General features: G+C 58.0%; 15 protein-coding genes. 9 read left to right on the forward strand and 6 right to left on the reverse strand.

The annotated features are described in order from the left end of the window. Positions 1–20: 20 nt before the first annotated feature. The 4 genes from ntrC to glnA all read right to left on the reverse strand — a co-directional run bounded on the left by ntrC (position 21) and on the right by glnA (position 4,934). A complete protein-coding gene (gene ntrC / locus R0125_RS15550) occupies positions 21–1,448 on the reverse strand; it encodes a nitrogen regulation protein NR(I) (RefSeq protein ID WP_317238739.1) in 1,428 nt (475 codons plus the stop codon). Then, positions 1,448–2,539 (reverse strand): nitrogen regulation protein NR(II), encoded by a 1,092-nt coding sequence (gene glnL, locus R0125_RS15555; RefSeq protein ID WP_248183681.1) that lies wholly within the window; start codon positions 2,537–2,539, stop codon positions 1,448–1,450. The genes ntrC and glnL overlap by 1 nt, the downstream gene beginning before the upstream one ends. Positions 2,540–2,805: 266 nt before the next feature. After that, complete coding sequence (locus R0125_RS15560; RefSeq protein ID WP_317238740.1) at positions 2,806–3,330, reverse strand: DUF4124 domain-containing protein; 525 nt, start codon at positions 3,328–3,330, stop codon at positions 2,806–2,808. Positions 3,331–3,530: 200 nt separating this feature from the next. Beyond that, entirely contained in the window at positions 3,531–4,934 is a 1,404-nt protein-coding gene (glnA, locus tag R0125_RS15565; RefSeq protein ID WP_248183683.1) for a glutamate--ammonia ligase, read from the reverse strand. Between the two features lie 469 nt (positions 4,935–5,403). Between glnA and typA the strand changes: the two genes are divergently transcribed. From typA to R0125_RS15590, 5 genes are all read left to right on the forward strand, one after another. Further along, entirely contained in the window at positions 5,404–7,215 is a 1,812-nt protein-coding gene (typA, locus tag R0125_RS15570; RefSeq protein ID WP_248183684.1) for a translational GTPase TypA, read from the forward strand. 97 nt (positions 7,216–7,312) lie between these two features. Continuing rightward, complete coding sequence (gene pip / locus R0125_RS15575; protein ID WP_317238741.1) at positions 7,313–8,275, forward strand: prolyl aminopeptidase; 963 nt, start codon at positions 7,313–7,315, stop codon at positions 8,273–8,275. Positions 8,276–8,356: 81 nt separating this feature from the next. Continuing rightward, the gene (dtd, locus tag R0125_RS15580) at positions 8,357–8,812 is read left to right on the forward strand and encodes a D-aminoacyl-tRNA deacylase (RefSeq protein ID WP_317238742.1); all 456 of its coding nucleotides are present in this window, start codon (positions 8,357–8,359) and stop codon (positions 8,810–8,812) included. A 508-nt stretch (positions 8,813–9,320) separates the two neighbouring features. Further along, positions 9,321–10,349, forward strand: coding sequence for a porin (locus tag R0125_RS15585; protein ID WP_317238743.1), 1,029 nt, complete (start codon positions 9,321–9,323; stop codon positions 10,347–10,349). Positions 10,350–10,456: 107 nt separating this feature from the next. Continuing rightward, the gene (locus R0125_RS15590; RefSeq protein WP_317238744.1) at positions 10,457–11,323 is read left to right on the forward strand and encodes a CYTH domain-containing protein; all 867 of its coding nucleotides are present in this window, start codon (positions 10,457–10,459) and stop codon (positions 11,321–11,323) included. On the opposite strand, the gene R0125_RS15595 is transcribed toward R0125_RS15590, so the two are convergent. Beyond that, on the reverse strand, positions 11,320–12,471 hold the full coding sequence (locus R0125_RS15595) for a potassium channel family protein (RefSeq protein ID WP_248183690.1): 1,152 nt from the start codon (positions 12,469–12,471) through the stop codon (positions 11,320–11,322). The genes R0125_RS15590 and R0125_RS15595 overlap by 4 nt on opposite strands. Before the next feature lie 79 nt (positions 12,472–12,550). Between R0125_RS15595 and glnE the strand changes: the two genes are divergently transcribed. From glnE to R0125_RS15610, 3 genes are all read left to right on the forward strand, one after another. Then, positions 12,551–15,451, forward strand: coding sequence for a bifunctional [glutamate--ammonia ligase]-adenylyl-L-tyrosine phosphorylase/[glutamate--ammonia-ligase] adenylyltransferase (glnE, locus tag R0125_RS15600; protein ID WP_317238745.1), 2,901 nt, complete (start codon positions 12,551–12,553; stop codon positions 15,449–15,451). A gap of 77 nt (positions 15,452–15,528) precedes the next feature. Further along, positions 15,529–16,455 (forward strand): branched-chain amino acid transaminase, encoded by a 927-nt coding sequence (locus R0125_RS15605; protein WP_317238746.1) that lies wholly within the window; start codon positions 15,529–15,531, stop codon positions 16,453–16,455. A gap of 86 nt (positions 16,456–16,541) precedes the next feature. Next, complete coding sequence (locus R0125_RS15610) at positions 16,542–16,949, forward strand: DUF6165 family protein (RefSeq protein ID WP_317238747.1); 408 nt, start codon at positions 16,542–16,544, stop codon at positions 16,947–16,949. 113 nt (positions 16,950–17,062) lie between these two features. Here the strand turns inward: R0125_RS15610 and R0125_RS15615 are convergent, their stop codons facing one another. Further along, a complete protein-coding gene (locus tag R0125_RS15615; protein WP_317238810.1) occupies positions 17,063–18,127 on the reverse strand; it encodes a glycosyltransferase family 9 protein in 1,065 nt (354 codons plus the stop codon). Between the two features lie 164 nt (positions 18,128–18,291). Between R0125_RS15615 and R0125_RS15620 the strand changes: the two genes are divergently transcribed. Beyond that, the gene (locus R0125_RS15620) at positions 18,292–18,984 is read left to right on the forward strand and encodes a 3-deoxy-D-manno-octulosonic acid kinase (protein WP_317238748.1); all 693 of its coding nucleotides are present in this window, start codon (positions 18,292–18,294) and stop codon (positions 18,982–18,984) included.

Here is an 18,984-nt window from a genome sequence, read left to right on the forward strand (position 1 = left end):
CAAATGCGGGGCTTCAGGCTTTAGTCCTCGCCATCATCGGGATGATCCATATCCAGCTCATTAATTTTCCGTGTCAAGGTGTTGCGTCCCCAGCCCAATAATATAGATGCGTCCCGGCGCCTGCCGCCGGTATGTTTCAGCGAGCACTCAATCATGATCTTTTCGAATTCGGGTACCGCAGTATCCAGAATGCTTTTACGGCCCCGCTTGAGCTCCTGTTCGGCCCAGTTCCGCAGGCCCTCCTGCCAGGTCTGACCAGTGGCCGGCGTCTCGGCCTGGTGGAGCAGTTCCGGCGGCAGGTCATCGATGTGAATCTCCCGTCCGCTGGCCATGACGGTCAGCCAGCGGCAGGTGTTCTCAAGCTGGCGGACGTTGCCGGGCCAGGGCATGGTGGTGAGGTACTCTTCCGCTTCCGGCCGCAGAATCTTGGGCTCCACGGTCAGCTCTTTGGCAGCCCGTTTGAGAAAGTGCTGCATCAACCTCGGGATGTCTTCCCGGCGTTCGGCCAGTTTGGGCAGGTGAACCCGGATCACGTTCAGGCGGTGAAACAGGTCCTCCCGGAACGAGCCGGCCTGAACCAGCTTTTCCAGATCTTGGTGCGTGGCGGCAATGATGCGCACATCCACCTTGATGGGCGTGGTGCCCCCCACGCGGTAGAACTCGCCATCCGCCAGTACCCGTAGCAGCCGGGTCTGGGTGTCTGCGGGCATGTCACCGATTTCGTCCAGGAACAGGGTGCCGCCGTTGGCCTGCTCGAAACGCCCCTGGCGCGCGGCGCCGGCGCCGGTGAAGGCGCCTTTCTCGTGGCCGAACAGCTCGGATTCGATCAGGTCCTTGGGAATGGCTGCCATGTTCAGGGCAATAAACGGATGGTTGGCACGGGGGCTGTGGTTGTGAAGCGCCTGCGCGACCAGCTCTTTGCCTGTGCCACTTTCGCCGTTAATCAAAACCGTGATGTTGGAATGGGAAAGACGCCCGATGGCTCTGAACACTTCCTGCATCGCCGGGGCTTCACCGATGATCTCGGTGTTGCGCTGAGTACTTTCAACCTGCGGTTCCGACGTTGCACGTCGCTCATGGCTGTGAGCAACGGCCCGCTTGACCAGGGCAACGGCATCGTCCACGTCGAATGGTTTGGGCAGATACTCGAAAGCGCCGGTCTGGTAGCTGGTGACCGCACTTTCCAGGTCGGAGTGAGCGGTCATGATGATGACCGGCAGGTCTGGGTAGGCCTCTACGATCTGGGAGAGCAGGGTAATGCCATCGACACCCGGCATGCGGATATCGCTGATGATGGCGTCGGGCTGCTGGTGCTCCAGCCGCATCATGATGCTTTCGCCGCTGTCGAAAACCCGGGGTTGCATACCGGCCTGATTAAGGGCGCGCTCCAGCACCCAGCGAATACTGCGATCGTCGTCTATGATCCAGACGTTTGCCGGTTGGCTCATTAGTTGTCCTCCAGGGGCAGGAAGATGATGAAGTCGGTTTTGCCGGGCTCGCTCTTGCATTCAACCAGCCCGTGGTGTTGCCCGATGATGCTCTGGGTAATCGAAAGGCCCAGGCCGGTGCCGCTGGCACGGCCGCTGATCATCGGGTAGAAAATATTTTGCAACAGCTCCGGCGGAATGCCGGGGCCGTTATCGATCACGTCAATCCGGCAGACCAGGCGATGACGCTTGTGGCCAATGGTAAATTGCCGCAGGGCGCGAGTGCGGAAGGTAATGGTGGGCGGCTCGTCACCGCTCTGTTCGGCCTGGTTTTCAAACGCCGCTTCCATGGCGTTTCGGGCAATGTTCAGGAACGCCTGAATCAGTTGCTCCTTGTCACCATAGAACTCCGGCAGGCTGGGGTCGTAGTCCCGGCGGAACTGGAGCCGCCCGCGGCTTTCGGCTTCCAGCAGGGTTTTGACCCGCTCCAGCACTTCGTGAGCGTTGGTGGGCGCCAGCTTCAGCGCTTTGTTGGGGCCGAGCATGCGGTCTACCAGAGAGCGCAGACGGTCCGCCTCGTCGATGATGACCTGGGTGTACTCCCGCTGGCCTTCGTCATCCAGCTCCCGGTCGAGCAACTGGGCGGCACCGCGGATGCCGCCCAGCGGGTTCTTGATCTCATGGGCCATACCACGTACCAGGATGCGGGTGGTTTCCTGTTGCGAAATAATGTCTTCCTCACGGCTGATACGGAGCAGCCGATCCCGGGGCTGAATCTCAATCAGCAATTCGTTGGGGTCGAGGCTGACCGGTGATACCGAATAGTCCACAGTGAGTCGCGTGCCGCTGGTGAGCACGAATTCCGCCTCCCGCCGGGTGTAGGAGTGCCCGTTCTCGGCCGCGGCGTGCAGTGTGGTCAGTGCGTCTTCGGAGTCCACCAGAATGTCCCGGATGGGCAGGCCCTGGCTTCGGGTGTTGCTGGTTTCGAACAGGCTCTCGGCGGCCGGGTTCAGGTACTGGATACGCAGGCCATCCTCGATCACCAGAACGGCGGTGGTCAGGCTATCCAGAATGTTCTTGTAGCCGGAGGCTTTGGTTTGTAAGAGTGCCATGCTGCTGTCTCGATCGATTGGCATTGCTGCGTACTTCCCGGTCTTGCAACGCAGTTCTGCAAAAACTGAACCAGTTTCCGAATTCGGTTCAGTTTGCGTGCCCGCTTAACGAGCACGTGGCCCGGACAGCCTGTGCGGACGCAATTACGTAGTGCGTTTTGGCAAAGGCTGCCAGAGGGTAGCGGAAAGAGCGCCCCGTTCGCGATCAGAGTATGGCTTTTTTATGGTGCGCGCGCACTATACTGGTGCGCACAGACTTTGGTGGGTCAGTTATTGACGGAGGGACGATGAATAGTAAAGCGGATGGATTCGCCGGATTTTACCTGAACACCCTTCTCGTCGATGATGTTGACGCCGGCGTTGTGGGTGCCGCGAAATACGTTGCGAACCGTGACGGTGTCGGAAGCCGTCTGGCCGACGGGCTGGCCATCGAGCGTTACCTCATAGCGATGGCCTCTTTTCAGCGCAGGCTCACTGGCCACCCGGAAGGCCACATCCCCACTGCCACTGTGGAATGCCTCGTCGTCATTGGGGGCAATAATGCGCACGCTGTCGTAGGCGGCACCTTCCTCTTCCACCTGCCGCCTCAGCCTCTCCGGTTCCTGAACATCTGCCGGCTTTGGTAGCGTGACGGTGGTGACAGGCTTGACCTTGACCTCCTCTGCTCCGTCTGACGGCTCATCCGAGAAGGTGACGTTGCCTTGGGCATCGACGTTGCGGTAGACCTCCGCGAGGGCCGGGGCGGCACCGATGAGAAAAATGCCAACAAAGATTCCAAGCCGTATGTTCATGCCACTAACCTGTTATTGGGGTTTGATTCGATTATCAGTCGCCGGCGGTGGGTTTTCAACGGTCTCTCGGGTTCAAAGAGTTACATATCGTTAAGGGCCGCAGTGACTGTGTCGTAGCTCACAAAAAAAGCCCCGCCGGAGCGGGGCTTTTTCGCGGAATGACCCGAGAGTCATTCCTTACCTGTCGACAGCAGCCGCTGTTAGCAGGAGTAGTACAGCTCGAACTCGACCGGGTGAGTGGTCATGTTGATGCGCTCAACTTCGCCACGCTTCAGATCGATGTAGCCGCCGATCATGTCTTCGGTGAACACGCCACCGCGGGTCAGGAACTCGTGGTCGGCTTCCAGGCAGTCCAGAGCTTCCGCCAGGGTTTCTGCAACCTTCGGAATGTTCAGAGCTTCTTCCTTCGGCAGGTCGTACAGATCCTTGTCCATAGCATCGCCAGGGTGGATCTTGTTCTGAATGCCGTCGAGGCCGGCCATCATCAGCGCGGCGAATGCCAGGTACGGGTTGGCTGACGGGTCAGGGAAGCGAACTTCGATACGACGAGCCTTAGGGCTGTTCACGTACGGGATACGGATCGAAGCGGAGCGGTTGCGGGCAGAGTAGGCCAGCATAACCGGAGCTTCGAAGCCCGGAACCAGACGCTTGTAGGAGTTGGTGGAGCTGTTGGTGAAGGCGTTGATAGCCTTGGCGTGCTTGATCACACCGCCGATGTAGTACAGGGCAGATTCGCTCAGGCCCGCGTAGCTGTCGCCGGCAAACAGGTTTTTGCCGTCTTTGCTCAGGGACATGTGAACGTGCATGCCGGAACCGTTGTCACCAACCACCGGCTTGGGCATGAACGTCGCTGTTTTGCCGTAAGCGTGAGCGACGTTATGTACGCAGTACTTGAGGATCTGAACTTCGTCAGCCTTCTTGGTCAGGGTGTTGGCGCCAACGCCGATTTCACACTGGCCAGCAGTACCGACCTCGTGGTGATGAACCTCGATGTCCAGGCCCATGGATTCCATGGCTGCACACATGGCGCCACGCAGGTCATGCAGGCTGTCTACCGGCGGAACCGGGAAGTAGCCGCCTTTGACGCCCGGGCGGTGACCGATGTTGTTGCGATCGAAATCTTCGCCGGAAACCCACGCCGCTTCTTCAGAGTAGAGCTCGTACATGGAGCCCTGCATATCGGTCTTCCACTTGGCTGAATCGAAGACAAAGAACTCGGGCTCGGGACCAAACAGCGCGCCATCGGCAATGCCGGTGGACTTCAGATACTCTTCGGCACGACGTGCAACGGAGCGCGGGTCACGCTCATAACCCTGCATGGTTGAGGGTTCAACGATGTCGCAGGTGATGTTCAGCGTGGTTTCTTCGGTGAACGGATCAAGAACAGATGTACTGTCGTCCGGCATCAGGATCATGTCGGATTCGTTGATGCCTTTCCAGCCGGCAATAGAGGAGCCGTCGAACATCTTGCCATCCGTGAAGAAGTCGTCGTTCACTTCGCTGGCGGGCAGGGTCACGTGCTGCTCTTTACCGCGGCTGTCGGTGAAACGCAGGTCAACCCATTTGACTTCGTGTTCTTTGATCAAATCAACTGTCTTGGACATGTGCATGCTCCATCGTGTTACCCGCTGCGCGGGTGATTTCATGTTCGTTATGCCGGATCGTTCAGCGACGCTGACTTCCGATCTGTTATTGAGGTCGGGGCAGCTTACCAAAAGCGGCGGCGTCTTACCTTCAAAATCGGCTGTCTCAGGTCAAGCAATTGCCTTGCCAATTTGATTCATGTGCGCCAGAACAGCGCAACTGCAAGGAGTTCGGCCTTTTTTGGCGCGCATAGGTTCGCTGCTGCCGTCCCTCTGCACTTCATTGGTGCGTCATGTTGGTGCGCCAGGCGTGAGCATGACCCAAATTAGTGCGCAGGTCGAATTGAGCGAATAGGCGTTTTTCTTCATATTAACGACATCGAGTTTTCGATATACTGCGCGCCGCTTCATTTATACCCTGCTGCTTTTCGGATGCCAAATCGGGAAATACTTTGCAGGGAAGCTCCGTACATGCCGCAGGATTATTTTTGTGATTGAAAAACTTCGTAATATCGCCATTATCGCCCACGTTGACCACGGTAAAACCACCCTGGTTGACCAGTTGCTCCGTCAGTCGGGCACACTGGATCGCAAAGAGCTCGAAAGTGAGCGGGTGATGGATTCCAACGACCAGGAAAAAGAACGTGGCATTACCATCCTGGCCAAGAACACCGCACTGAAATGGAATGGCTACGACATCAACATCGTAGACACCCCGGGCCACGCCGATTTCGGTGGCGAGGTGGAGCGGGTCATGAGCATGGTCGACTGTGTACTGCTGGTGGTCGACTCCATAGATGGCCCGATGCCGCAAACCCGCTTCGTGACGCAGAAAGCGTTCGATGCCGGCCTTCACCCGATTGTTGTGGTCAACAAGATTGACCGCCCGGGCGCTCGTCCGGACTGGGTCGTTGATCAGGTGTTTGATCTGTTCGACAACCTCGGTGCCACCGACGAACAGCTCGATTTTCCGATCGTGTACGCCAGTGCCCTGAACGGTATTGCCGGCATGGATCACGAAAAGCTGGACGACAACATGGACGCGGTATTCCAGGCCATCGTTGACCACGTTCCGGCGCCTGCCGTCAATCTGGATGGCCCGTTCCAGATGCAGATTTCCCAGTTGGACTACAACAGCTTCCTGGGCGTGATCGGCATCGGCCGTATTACGCGCGGCAAGATCAAGACCAACTCCCCGGTAACCGCGATTGGCGCTGACGGCAAGAAGCGCCAGGGCCGGATTCTCAAGATCATGGGGCACTCGGGTCTGCAGCGCGTTGAAGTGGAAGAGGCTCAGGCCGGCGATATCGTCTGTGTCAGCGGTCTGGATGAGCTGTACATCTCTGACACCCTCTGTGATCAGAGCAGTGTTGAGGCCCTGCCTCCGCTGACGGTGGACGAGCCAACAGTATCCATGACGTTCCAGGTTAATGATTCGCCCTTCTGCGGTAAGGAAGGCAAGTTCGTCACCAGCCGCAACATCAAGGAGCGCCTGGAGAAAGAACTGCTGCACAACGTGGCGCTGCGTGTGGAAGAAGGCGACTCCGCGGACAAGTTCAAGGTGTCTGGCCGCGGTGAGCTGCACCTGTCGGTTCTGATCGAGAACATGCGCCGCGAGAATTTCGAGCTGGCCGTCGGACGGCCGGAAGTGGTCATTCGTGAGATCGACGGTGTTAAGCAGGAGCCTTACGAAAACGTGATCGTTGACATCGAAGAGCAGCATCAGGGTGCTCTGATGGAGCAGATGGGGCTTCGTAAGGGTGACATGACCAACATGATTCCGGATGGCAAGGGTCGTATGCGTCTGGAGTACACCATCCCGGCTCGTGGCCTGATCGGTTTCCGGAACTCGTTCCTGACCATGACCTCCGGTTCCGGCATTCTGACGTCCACGTTCAGCCATTACGGTCCGATCAAGGGTGGTGACGTGACCAATCGTCAGAACGGCGTACTGGTGTCCATGGCGACCGGCACTGCTTTGACCTACTCTCTGGAGACCCTTCAGAGCCGCGGCAAGCTGTTCCTTGATCCGGGCCAGGAAATCTACGAGGGCCAGCTGTGCGGTATCCACAGCCGTGATAACGATCTGGTGGTGAACCCCACCAAGGGCAAGAAGCTGGACAACATGCGTGCGTCCGGTAAGGACGAGGTGATTGCTCTGGTACCGCCGATCAAGTTCACCCTCGAGCAGGCGCTGGAATTTATCGACGACGATGAGCTGGTAGAAGTCACGCCGAAGTCGGTCCGTTTGCGCAAGAAACTGCTGACCGAGAACGAGCGCAAGCGCGCGAACAAGAAGTAAGCAGCGTTCGGCGAAACAGAAGGGCGGGCCCGAAATGGCCCGCCCTTTTTTTTAACTTCAGCTACACTCCGGGTATACCTTCGTCCCGGAGCCCCCGATGCTCACGCTGTACCCAGACATCAAGCCCAACGCCCAGCACCGAATTGCGGTGGATCCGCCGCATGAATTGTACGTCGAAGAAAGCGGTAATCCACAAGGCATGCCGGTGCTGGTAGTGCATGGCGGGCCCGGCGGCGGGTGTGAGGATTATCATCGACGCTTCTTCGATGCGGAGCGCTACCGCATTATTTTGATGGACCAGCGCGGAGCTGGACGATCAACCCCCCTCGCCGAACTGGAAGGCAACAGCACCGACCGGCTGGTATCGGATATGGAAGCGGTTCGCACCTTTCTGGGTATCGAGCGCTGGCTGCTGTTCGGCGGCAGCTGGGGTTCCACGCTCAGTCTGGTGTACGCCCAGGCGTTTCCCGAGCGGGTTCTTGGTTTGGTGTTGCGGGGAATCTTTCTGTGCCGCCCGAGAGACATACACTGGTTCTACCAGGAGGGTGCCAGCCGGATTTTCCCGGATTACTGGGAGGATTTCCTCGCGCCCATTCCCGAAGACGAACGCGGCGATCTGGTGTCTGCTTACTACAGACGGTTGACCAGCAGCAACGAGCTTGAGCAGATTCAGGCGGCCAAGGCCTGGTCAATCTGGGAGGGCCGTTGTGCCACTCTGCATCCGAATCCCCGTGTGGTTGAGCATTTCGGTCATCCCCACGTTGCCATCGCATTAGCGCGGATCGAGTGCCACTACTTCATGAATCAGGCGTTCCTCGAGCCTGACCAGATCGTGCGTGACGCCGGCAAACTCGCCGGCATTCCTGGCGTCATTGTGCATGGGCGCTATGACATGGTGTGCCCGCTGGATAACGCCCTCGCACTGACGGCGGCCTGGCCCGGAGCCGACCTGAGAATTATCCGTGACGCGGGCCATTCGGCCTCGGAGCCGGCCATCATTGATGCGCTCATTCGTGGCGTGGATGAAGTGGCCGCTGACGTGAATGGGACGTTGGCCTGAATTGCCCTTTCGGGGTTGCGGTCCTGTAACCCCATGGATACACTCTTGCCACTTGTTAATGGTCCTTCCACAGGGAGTTAGATGAAAGGGCTTATCCAGCGCGTATCCAGTGCCAGTGTTTCCGTAGACGGGCAGATCATTGCTGACATACCTCAGGGGCTTATGCTGCTGCTGGGTGTGGAGCGTGGTGACGGCCCCGCGCAGGCTGAGGCGCTGGCCAGAAAAATCGTCAACTACCGCGTGTTTGCCGATGACCAGGGACGGATGAATCGAAGCCTGCTGGACGTCAGTGGCGCACTTCTTGTGGTTCCCCAGTTTACCCTTGCGGCTGATACCGGCTCCGGTACCCGGCCCGGCTTTTCTTCAGCGGCACCCCCCGAGCTTGCCGAGACTCTGTTTCTCCAGTTTCTGGAGGTGGCTGGCAGCCTTCTGCCCGGCGGTCGTATCGAGCGTGGGCAGTTTGGAGCAGACATGAAAGTGGCGTTGGTTAATGACGGGCCAGTCACTTTCATGCTGCAGGTGGGAGGCAGTTCCTGAAATGCATCTCATTTCGCACCATAATTGCGCGCAGCCCATGAAGGCGAACTTGAATGGTGCGGCCCGATTGGGGAAAAAGATGGGTTCTACGTCTGGGTTTCAACGGTTCGATTTTTAAGTGGCTGATTAAAAAGATTTTTTAATGTTCTGGCCCCGGGTTTGAACGGTTGGCGGGATACAAAGGAAAGACCAAACAAGAATATCGATGCCGTAAATACGCACCAAAAAAGCTAAAAAGCGGTCGTTAAAAATTTGCAAAACTACAATGGTTGTATTAAAACAGGTTCATCATGCAGCGCTTTAACTTATCAGGGTAAGCTATTGAGCTGTAACGATCCGAAGTTTTTCGGGGCGAACAAAAACTGAAAAAATGTTAGCTGCGTGTCATCAAACTGACATGGAAACTGCACAAAATAAGGCTCTGACCAGCCTGCCTGGTGAAAGTCTCAAGAACGGGATTTGAACCCGTCGCTAAAACCTGAGTTAACTCAATAAAGGAAGACGCAACATGAAAAAAACGCTCATCGCATCTGCAGTTGCAGCCGCAACTTTCTCTGGCGCAGCGCTGGCGCAAGAAGCCACTATGTCCGCTTCTGAACTGGCTGCGAAAATGGATTCCATGCCGACTGTGTACGGTAACATCCAGTACGCAATCGCCCACGATAGCTTTGATGGCGGTCCTTCTGGCATCGAACATTTCGACAATGGTTCGACTCTGGGTGTTGTTCACGATCACGAGATCGCGCCGGGCATCACTGGCTTTTTCAAGCTCGAGCTGGACGGTTTTGGTGCTGACGAAAAAGATTCGACTGGCGCCAACATCGACGAAGCCTACATTGGTGTGAAAGGTGACAGCTTCGGTCAGGTCTGGGTTGGTTCCGACGACTCCACCTACGAGCGCGCAGTCAGCGAGATCGCCGAGTTCTATGAAGTGGCTACGCTGAACATCGGCCCGGACTACACCACTGGGGAAGGCGACCTGGTTCAGTACATGTCTCCTTCCTTTGGCGGCCTGAGTATTTGGGGAGCAGTGCAAGTCAACGGTGACGGCGTTGATGGCGGCGACGACACCAAAGCGGCCGGTGGCAAGTCCTACCCATACCAGCTGGCGGCTTTGTACGAAGTTGACGCTCTGGAACTGGCCGTGGCCATGGACTCCAACGACCTCAGCGATGGCAACAACGAGAATACCTACGGTCTGCGTGCCAGCTACAACTTGGACAACCTGCGCCTGACTGGTGAATTCCACACTCGTGATGATTCTGGCGATCTGTTTGGCCTGATGGGTATTTACACCCTGGGTGCGAATCAGTTCGCTCTGTCCTACGAGCTGGCCGAAGCTGATGACGCTGCTGATACCAAGCAAGACACCATTACCCTGCAGGCTCTGCACAACGTGTCTGACCACATGTATGTCTACTTCGAAGGCTACCTGGGCGGCGGTGACGACGTGTACGAATACACTGACTCACTGGGCAATGACGCTGTAACTGACGAGCGCTCAATCGCCTCTGTCGGTGCTGTTTACTACTTCTGATCCGCTAACCAGCTAATCAGGCAGTAAACCGGAAAACCGGCGACCTTCGGGTCGCCGGTTTTTTTGTGTATGCTGCAAAAAATCCGATCTGAACCGGGAGGGCTCTTGTGGCCGAAGAACTGGAAATCAAACTCAGTCTGTCCGAGGCGCATCAGCGTCTGGCCCTGACCTGGTTGCTGGCGCAGCCCGCTGCTTCTGAGGGGGGCTGCAAGACCTTGGTCAACCGCTACTACGACACCCCGGCGGGCGATCTTAACCGACATAAAGTGGCGTTACGGGTCCGGCGGGCCGGTGACCGCTACATTCAGACCCTGAAAACCCAGGGTGAATTTGTGGACGGCGTCCATCGTCGAAAGGAATGGGAGTGGCCGCTGATGGGCACGGAACTGAACCTTGGGCTGTTGTCAGACACGCCCGTGGGGCAGGGCATCAATCTTGCCGCGCTGACACCGGTGTTTGAAACCAATTTCGAGCGCCAGGTGGTGATGGTTGAGGATGGTGGCACGGTGATCGAGGTGGCGGTGGATGCCGGCCATATCATCGCTGGCGACAACAAACGCCCTTTGCATGAAATCGAGTTTGAACTGAAGGCCGGCGATGCCTCACAACTGGTGAGCTGGGCAAAGGCCCTGGCGACCCAGGTGCCGGTGTTCCTGAATCTGGTGAGCAAGGCCGAGCAGGGGTACTTTCTCGCGGGCTTGCACGAACCCGAGGCACTGCGGGAAGAGGGCGCCACCGGTCTCTCGGTGACCGAATTTCTCCATGGTCTGAGCGTGGCCTGGCTCAAGGGTGAGGCGCTGAAAGTGGCGCCCGATGCCCTGGCGGCAATCGGTCAGCTGGCGGCACAGCGAGGTGCCGGCGAGCAGTTCAGTCGGGTGTCTGAGGGCCTGCTGGCCAGCGAGCCGATGCCCGCAATGGCCAATCGGGAGGCGCTTGGTCAGCTTCAGCTCGCGCTGGCATCGGCGACAGTTTAAGGGGCTGCACCTTCGGCCTTGGCGTCGGCAGTTTTCCATTTTTCGAGGAAAGCCCGGTAGCGAGTCAGGGCTTCGTCCACCACTTCAACCGTCGGAGTTTCGTGGGACTTGACCAGCACGATCAGGCCCTTGCCCTTGATTTCCTCATTGGTGCTCGGATGGCACACCACTTCCCCATCGTTATCGATATAGGCCAGCGCGGTACCGATACCATGGCGGATCAGGGCGCTGACGATGTCCGCCCAGTCCAGATCATCCAGTTTCAGATCATAGCGATGGGGGTGGTCGTTTTGATAATTGAACATGTCCTCCAGAACTTTCTCGGAGCCCGGCGCGACAACGGCACGTACCATGATCTCCGGGTAGGTTCTGACCGGCCGAATAATCGTGCGCACGCCCACGGCCCTGAAACGGTCCCGATTGCGATCACTCACGCACTCCACCGTCGTGTGATGACCAAGGTTGGATTCGGTGAGCCGGTGGGCTATGTCGAACGTCAGGCTGTCCGACGTGGGGTCGGATTCGTCGGACGCCAGCACAACAATGTGCCGTGCGCTGCCAGCATGGACGGCTTTCAGGGCGTCGGGGTCGCCCCCGGAGCCGTGGAAATGAACCAGTCCCACATCGGCCAGCTCCGGCGGCAGTCCGGTGGGGAACATCCGGGTCAGAATGATAATTGGAGTGGTCTCGTACCCCGGCACTGCCCTCACTTGCGACGCGAAACGCGCGAAGTACTGTTCCCCGCCGTGTTGGGGGGTGTTGATGATGACAATATGGTCTTTCATTTTGTATACCCATCGTCCGGTTACGATACGTTCCCGGCGGTAAAACCGGTATTCAATAAAATCACTGACTATCAGTGTGAGCAGGGTGATTGCACTGATAAACATCACCACAATGGTACTGATGCGACCAACGGTGGTTTGCGGCGAAAAATCGCCATAGCCCACGGTGACCAGCGTGGTCATGGTAAGCCAGAAAGCCTCGAACAGGCTGAGGCTTTCTGCCCACCAGAGTACCAGCACCTGGAAAGCCATCAGTCCGCCAAGAATAATGAACAGCCTCTTGATTCGTGAGCGGATGATGCCCGACATCGGTAGATGGGCAAGCTGATGTTCCGGGTTGAGTGGACGACGGTTTCTGAGCATTAAGGGCCTGAGCTGTTCAGTCGGGTAACGGTTCGTTATACAGTACGGGAAATATAACAGAGATACAGGGGTTTGCATTATGTCCGAGCCATGGAGCGGTCTTCCGAAAGTGCTTGCCGAGGATGTGTCGGCTGGTTGGTCCTCAGTGTTTGAGGGCGGCCCCCAGGGCTGGATGACACCGGATGCGGGTCTGGCTGAGACCGATGTGGCCAACGCCATGGCCCGAAGCGTGTTCCTGAAACACACCCTGGAGCGGCATCCGGAGCAGGTTGAGGCGCTGGTGGCCTCGCGCTCCCTGCGCGAGGCAACGGAACCGGGCTATCTGCAACAGCGCTGGCAGGAGTATCTGAGCGAGATTGAAGACGAACACACGCTGCACAGGGCTTTGCGCCAGTTTCGCCGGGAAAGCCAGTTTCGCATCATCTGGCGCGACCTCCTGCGGTGGGCCGACATGCATGAAACCATCGCCGCCACGAGCGCGTTTGCGGACACTTGTATCCAGGGCGCCCTGGATTGGCTGTACCAGGATACCTGCGAACAATCCGGCACACCGTGGGGAACCGACCCGGCCACCGGGAGGGAGTGCCCTCAGTCCATGGTCGTGCTGGGGATGGGTAAGCTCGGCGGGCGCGAACTGAATGTGTCTTCCGACATCGACCTCATTTTTGCGTTTCCCGGCAAGGGCGAAACCCGGGGTGGGCGTCGCTCTATCGATAATCAGCAGTTTTTCATTCGCCTCGGACAACGGCTGATTCAGGCGTTGGACCAGATCACTGCTGACGGTTTTGTGTTCCGGGTGGATATGCGTTTGCGCCCCTATGGCCAGAGTGGCGCGTTGGCCCTCAGCTTTTCTGCATTGGAAACCTACTATCAGGACCAGGGGCGTGACTGGGAGCGTTACGCCATGGTCAAGGCTCGGGTGGTCGCGGGTGGCGAGCAGGCGGGCCAGGTGCTGATGGACAGCCTTCGCCCCTTTGTTTACCGAAAATACGTGGATTTCAGCGCGTTCGAATCTTTGCGCAACATGAAGGGGATGATCAGTCGGGAGGTCCGGCGTAAAGGCCTGGAGAACAACATCAAACTGGGCAGAGGCGGCATTCGGGAAATCGAGTTTGTGGTGCAGGCGTTTCAGCTCATCCGCGGTGGGCGTGACCGGGAATTGCAGCAGCGGGAGCTATTGAACGTTCTGAAGGAGCTGGAGAAGCTTGAACTGTTGCCATCGACAGTGGTTAAGGAGTTGCGTGAGGCCTACGTGTTCCTCCGCAATCTTGAGCACGCTCTGCAGGGTATGGAGGACAAACAGACTCAGCTTTTACCAGAAGACACGCTGAGCCAGGCCCGCATAGCGCTGATCATGGGGTTCGACAACTGGAGCGATTGCCTGCAGGTGCTGGACGTCCATCGGGAGCGGGTCGCCGGTCATTTCTCCGACATCATCGCGACTGAGGAGGAGGAAGACGACTCGGCCTCGCTTGATGAGGGTTGGCATGAGTTGTGGCTGTCGGAAATGGAGGACGATGCGGCCCGTCAATGGTTGCAAGAGCATGGATATGAGGCTGCCAAAGACAGTCTGGCGTTGCTGAACGATCTGCGCGAGAGCCGGACCGTTCAGGTCATGCAGACTCAAGGCCGTAAACGTCTGAATCAATTTATGCCGGTGCTGCTGCAGGCCCTGACCCAGGTGGATGCGCCCTCCGAAACCTTGGGGCGGGTGTTGCAACTGGTGGAGGCCATTCTCAGGCGAACCGCTTACATGGTTCTGTTGCTCGAAAACCCCGGTGCACGGACCCAGTTAGTCAAGCTGTGCAGCGAGAGCCCCTGGATCGCAAGGCAGCTGGCGGAAACGCCGTTGCTGTTGGATGAGCTGCTGAATGCGGAAAGTCTGTATCATCCGCCCGCCAAAGAGGAGCTCCAGGACGATCTGCGCCAGCAGATGCTGCGCATTCCGTTCGAAGATCTTGAGGAGCAGATGGAATCTTTGCGGCACTTCAAGAAGGCCCATATTCTGCGAGTGGCCGCCTCGGAGCTGAAAGGCACCCTGCCACTGATGAAGGTGAGTGACTACCTGACCTGGATTGCCGAAGTGGTGCTGGACCACGTGGTGGATGTCGCCTTTGCTAACCTGGTCAGTCGCCACGGCTACCCTCGTCGCGCCGATGGGTCAGCCTGTGATACCGATTTCGCCATTATTGGCTATGGCAAACTCGGCGGTATCGAGCTGGGTTATACCTCGGATCTGGATCTGGTGTTCGTGCACAACGCGGATCCGGAGCAGGCCACCGACGGCGACCGGCCTATCGATAACGCCGTGTTTTACACCCGCCTTGGTCAGCGCATTGTGCATATCCTCAGCACCCAGACGCCGTCGGGCCAGCTTTATGAAGTGGATATGCGGCTGCGGCCATCGGGCAGTTCGGGGCTGTTGGTCAGCACGCTACAAGCCTTTGAGAAATATCAGCGCAACGATGCCTGGACCTGGGAACACCAGGCGCTGGCCCGCGCCCGGGGGGTTGCCGGTTGCACGGGTACCCTCGCCGAATTCGAGGCCCTGCGTCACCAACTGTTGTGTCAGATGCGGGATCGTGAGGCCCTGCGCGCGGATGTGGTGAACATGCGAGAGAAAATGCGCACCAGCCTGGGTACCGCGGAGTCCAGCCAGGCCGCGACGTTCCACATCAAGCACGACCAGGGCGGCATCATCGATATCGAATTCATGGTGCAGTATCTGATGCTGGCCCAAAGCGGTGAACATCCTGAGCTGACACAATGGTCGGATAACATACGGCAGCTGGAAGAGCTTGGCCGCGCAGGGGTGATCGCTGTCGAGGATGCGGAAAAACTGCGTGAAGTGTACATTACACTGCGCTCGACCATTCACCGCCGGGCCTTGCAGAATCTCAACAGCCAGGTGGAAGGGGATGCCTTTCCCGACGAGCGGGAATACATCCGCGGCATGTGGGAAAAGGTGATGCTGGCGTAGCACCGGACATTTATGTTCTTCAGAAAATTCCTGCTAGAATGCCGTCTCCCTGAAAAAGCTTGTATGGAGCAGAAACAATGTCGATGGCTGATCGCGATGGCCTGATCTGGCTGGATGGTGAAATGGTTCCCTGGCGTGAAGCCAAAACCCACGTGCTGACCCACACCCTGCATTACGGCCTGGGTTGTTTTGAGGGCGTGCGTGCCTACAGCACCGCCAATGGCCCGGCGATTTTTCGCCTGAAAGAGCACACTGACCGTCTGTTCCGTTCTGCTCATATCCTGAATATGAAAATGCCGTTCACCAAAGAACAGCTGAATGATGCCCAGTGCGCGGCCGTTCGCGAAAACAACCTGGACGAGGCGTACCTGCGCCCCATGGTGTTCTTGGGTTCCGAAGGCATGGGTCTGCGTGCCGACAACCTACAGGTGCATGTAATGGTCGCGGCCTGGAGCTGGCCGTCGTACATGTCGCCGGAAGCCAAGGAAATGGGCATCAAGGTGCGCACCTCTTCCTATACTCGTCATCACGTCAACATCACCATGTGTAAGGCGAAAGCTAACGGCAACTACATCAACTCCATGCTGGCCCTGAACGAAGCTATCGCCAGCGGCTGTGAAGAAGCCTTGATGCTCGACAACGAAGGCTATGTGGCTGAAGGGTCGGGTGAAAACGTTTTCATTCTGCGTGACGGCGTGCTGCATACGCCGGAGTTGACCTCCTGCCTTGAGGGCATCACCCGCGCCACCATTCTTGATTTTGCCCGCGAGCTGAACATTCCGGTGAAAGAGCGCCGCATCACCCGTGACGAAGTGTACATCGCGGACGAGGCCTTCTTCACCGGCACCGCCGCCGAAGTGCTGCCGATTCGTGAGCTGGATGGCCGCTTGATTGGCGCCGGCAAGCGGGGCCCGCTGACCGAGAAGCTGCAGGCGATGTATTTTGATGCGGTGAAGGGCAAATCGGCTGACCACGGCGGCTGGCTGACTCACGTTACAAGCTGATACCGGAACACCCGCGAGCCGCCGTGGACTGTCGCAGCCCGGCGGCTTTGTTATTTCAAACCTCTAGAGACCGGCAGGACGAGCACATGGCGGACGTAATCAAGGTACCCGTATCGTTTGGTGAGGTGTTGGACAAGATCACCATTCTGGAAATCAAATCCGAGCGCATCAAGGATGAGGCCAAACTCAAAAATGTGCGGCTGGAGCTGGACGAGCTGAGCGCCACCTGGGACGAGGCGGTGAAAGACCAGGCCTCGGAAATCGCGGATCTGCGGCAGCAGCTGAAAGCTGTGAACGAGGAGCTGTGGGTGATTGAAGACGATATTCGCGACCAGGAAGCGGACCAGGATTTCGGCCCGAAGTTCATCGAACTGGCCCGTGCCGTTTACGTCACCAACGACAAGCGCGCCGCCATCAAGAAAGAAGTGAACCTGGCACTGGGTTCCCGCTTTGTGGAAGAGAAGTCCTACCAGGATTACACCGCTCGCAAGTAGCCGCCGGCACAAACTTCATCGTAGGTCGGATTAGCGCAGCGTAATCCGACAACCAGCATCAACGCAAGTGTCGGGTTACGCATGCTAACCCGTCCCACAGAAACGGCGCCGGATCACTTTGGATTCGGCGTCGTTTCTGGTTTAGCCACCCGCTGAGCCTCAATCCACCGGTCCAGCATTGCGGTTGCATCCTCCACCGTCACCAGCTCCATCGCCCCCTCGAATTCTGCCTTGGCACCCCAGCGGGCCTGATCCACGGTCTTGCCGGTAAACTGCGCCAGTGTCTCCGGATAGCGGTTCACGCACCATTCAAGAGAATTGTAGGGGCCTGAACGGTAGGGGTTGCTGGCGGCAAAAATGCCCAGCACGTCCGTACCCACCGCGCTGGCGATGTGCCCCGGACCCGTGTCCGGAGCGACGGCAAGATCTGCGTGTGCGAGCAGGGCGGTGAGCTGCTTCAGGGTGTCTTTACCGCAGATGTTGTGGGCTTTCTCTTTCATCGCGTTTTCGATGGCCGCGCAATACTCCGCTTCAAACGGCGCCGGGCTGCCAACCAAAATCACCTTCATGCCGTGCCTGGCCACGGCATGGTCAGCCAACCGCGCATAGCGCTCGGCCGGCCAGTTGCGCAACGGATGGCTGGCGCACGGGCTGATCACCAGATTACGACGGTCGTCGGCCAGCTGCGCTTTTGCAAATTCGTGGTCGCTCTCTGACAGGGGAATTGTCCAGCGGGGCGGCGCCGGCTGCAGTCCCAGAGGTTCCAGAAAACTGGCAAGGCAGTCCCGCACGTGCTGATTTGGTGCAGGGGTAATGCGGGTGTTGATAAACAGGCTGTGGAGATCTTTGCTGCGAGCTCGGTCATAGCCGACTTTGACGCGAGCCGGTACCAGCGCCGCTGCCAGATTGGCCCGCAACGCGACCTGCATGTGCAACAGTGCATCAAAGCGGCGCCCGCGCAGTGCCTCGCGGAGGGCCGCATAGCCTTTCCGCCCCGCTTTCTTGTCAAAGATAATAAACTCGACCCCTGGCAGGTCGCCAATCAGCTTGGCCTCGATCTTGCCTATGATCCAGGTGATCCTGACGTTTGGCAGCTGCTCCTGAAGGCTGAGCACCACAGGGACGACGTGGGTAACGTCGCCGATGGCGGAGAGGCGCAGAATGCAGATGGATTGGATGCTGGAGGTGTCTGGTTGCGTGCCCAAGTTACGGTCCGTTTCGATTCTTTAACCGGCGGATGTAGTGCCGGGGGAGTGTCATTGGTAAACTGTGCGCCATTCTAACGTACTCCCCGGCCAACGTCTTGCGGGCCTTGGCAGGGCATCATTCGGTAATTCCGTTTATGGTTTCAGTGCTCTGCGCAGCCGGTTGCGAAGACGTCAATGAGCAGTGGTTTTCGCCGGGTTACTGGGGCGAGAAAGCGGAGCCCGTGTCGGCTGGTGGCCGGGGTAGCGCGTGGTTTGTGAATTCTCCCAAAGGTCCATTGGTGCTCAGGCACTACCGGAGAGGTGGACTGATTGCCCGCCTCACCGAGCGCCGTTATCTGTTCACCGGTTACGGCCGCGCCCGCTCATTTGCTGAGTTCAGGCTGCTAAGTGAACTGAGGAGCTTAGGCTTGCCCGTGCCCAGACCAATAGCTGCGTTGGTTGATAGGCAGGGAGTCTTTTCGTACGAGGCTGCCATCCTGATCGAAAGGATCGAAGGTGCCGTGCCATTGCCTGAGCATCCGGAGGTGACTGACAAAGCACTCTGGTACCGGGTCGGGCAGACCATCGCCGGGTTTCACCGGTCGGGCCTCGATCATGTAGACCTTAACTGTGACAACATTCTTGTGTCAGACGCGCGGGTCTTCCTGATCGATTTTGATCGCTGTCGATGGCGTCTGGATTCCTCGGCCCGTTGGAAAGAAAAAAACCTCCAGCGATTGCGGCGCTCAGTGGAGAAGCGAGTCCCGCAGGAGGCAGCCGGCAAGAAAAAGCTCTGGCATGAACTCCTTGCCGGGTATGAGGCGCAGCCCTCTCGTAAGGACGCCTAA

The organism is Marinobacter sp. M-5 (assembly GCF_032911545.1).
In the GTDB taxonomy this organism is placed as follows: Bacteria; Pseudomonadota; Gammaproteobacteria; order Pseudomonadales; family Oleiphilaceae; genus Marinobacter; species Marinobacter goseongensis.

Bases quoted from the DNA above. Each gene is read 5' to 3' on its own strand.
- ntrC (WP_317238739.1), bottom strand. From the start codon at position 1,448: ATGAGCCAACCGGCAAACGTCTGGATCATAGACGACGATCGCAGTATT.
- glnL (WP_248183681.1), bottom strand. From the start codon at position 2,539: ATGGCACTCTTACAAACCAAAGCCTCCGGCTACAAGAACATTCTGGAT.
- R0125_RS15560 (WP_317238740.1), bottom strand. From the start codon at position 3,330: ATGAACATACGGCTTGGAATCTTTGTTGGCATTTTTCTCATCGGTGCC.
- glnA (WP_248183683.1), bottom strand. From the start codon at position 4,934: ATGTCCAAGACAGTTGATTTGATCAAAGAACACGAAGTCAAATGGGTT.
- pip (WP_317238741.1), top strand. From the start codon at position 7,313: ATGCTCACGCTGTACCCAGACATCAAGCCCAACGCCCAGCACCGAATT.
- dtd (WP_317238742.1), top strand. From the start codon at position 8,357: ATGAAAGGGCTTATCCAGCGCGTATCCAGTGCCAGTGTTTCCGTAGAC.
- R0125_RS15585 (WP_317238743.1), top strand. From the start codon at position 9,321: ATGAAAAAAACGCTCATCGCATCTGCAGTTGCAGCCGCAACTTTCTCT.
- R0125_RS15595 (WP_248183690.1), bottom strand. From the start codon at position 12,471: ATGCTCAGAAACCGTCGTCCACTCAACCCGGAACATCAGCTTGCCCAT.
- glnE (WP_317238745.1), top strand. From the start codon at position 12,551: ATGTCCGAGCCATGGAGCGGTCTTCCGAAAGTGCTTGCCGAGGATGTG.
- R0125_RS15605 (WP_317238746.1), top strand. From the start codon at position 15,529: ATGTCGATGGCTGATCGCGATGGCCTGATCTGGCTGGATGGTGAAATG.
- R0125_RS15610 (WP_317238747.1), top strand. From the start codon at position 16,542: ATGGCGGACGTAATCAAGGTACCCGTATCGTTTGGTGAGGTGTTGGAC.
- R0125_RS15620 (WP_317238748.1), top strand. From the start codon at position 18,292: ATGGTTTCAGTGCTCTGCGCAGCCGGTTGCGAAGACGTCAATGAGCAG.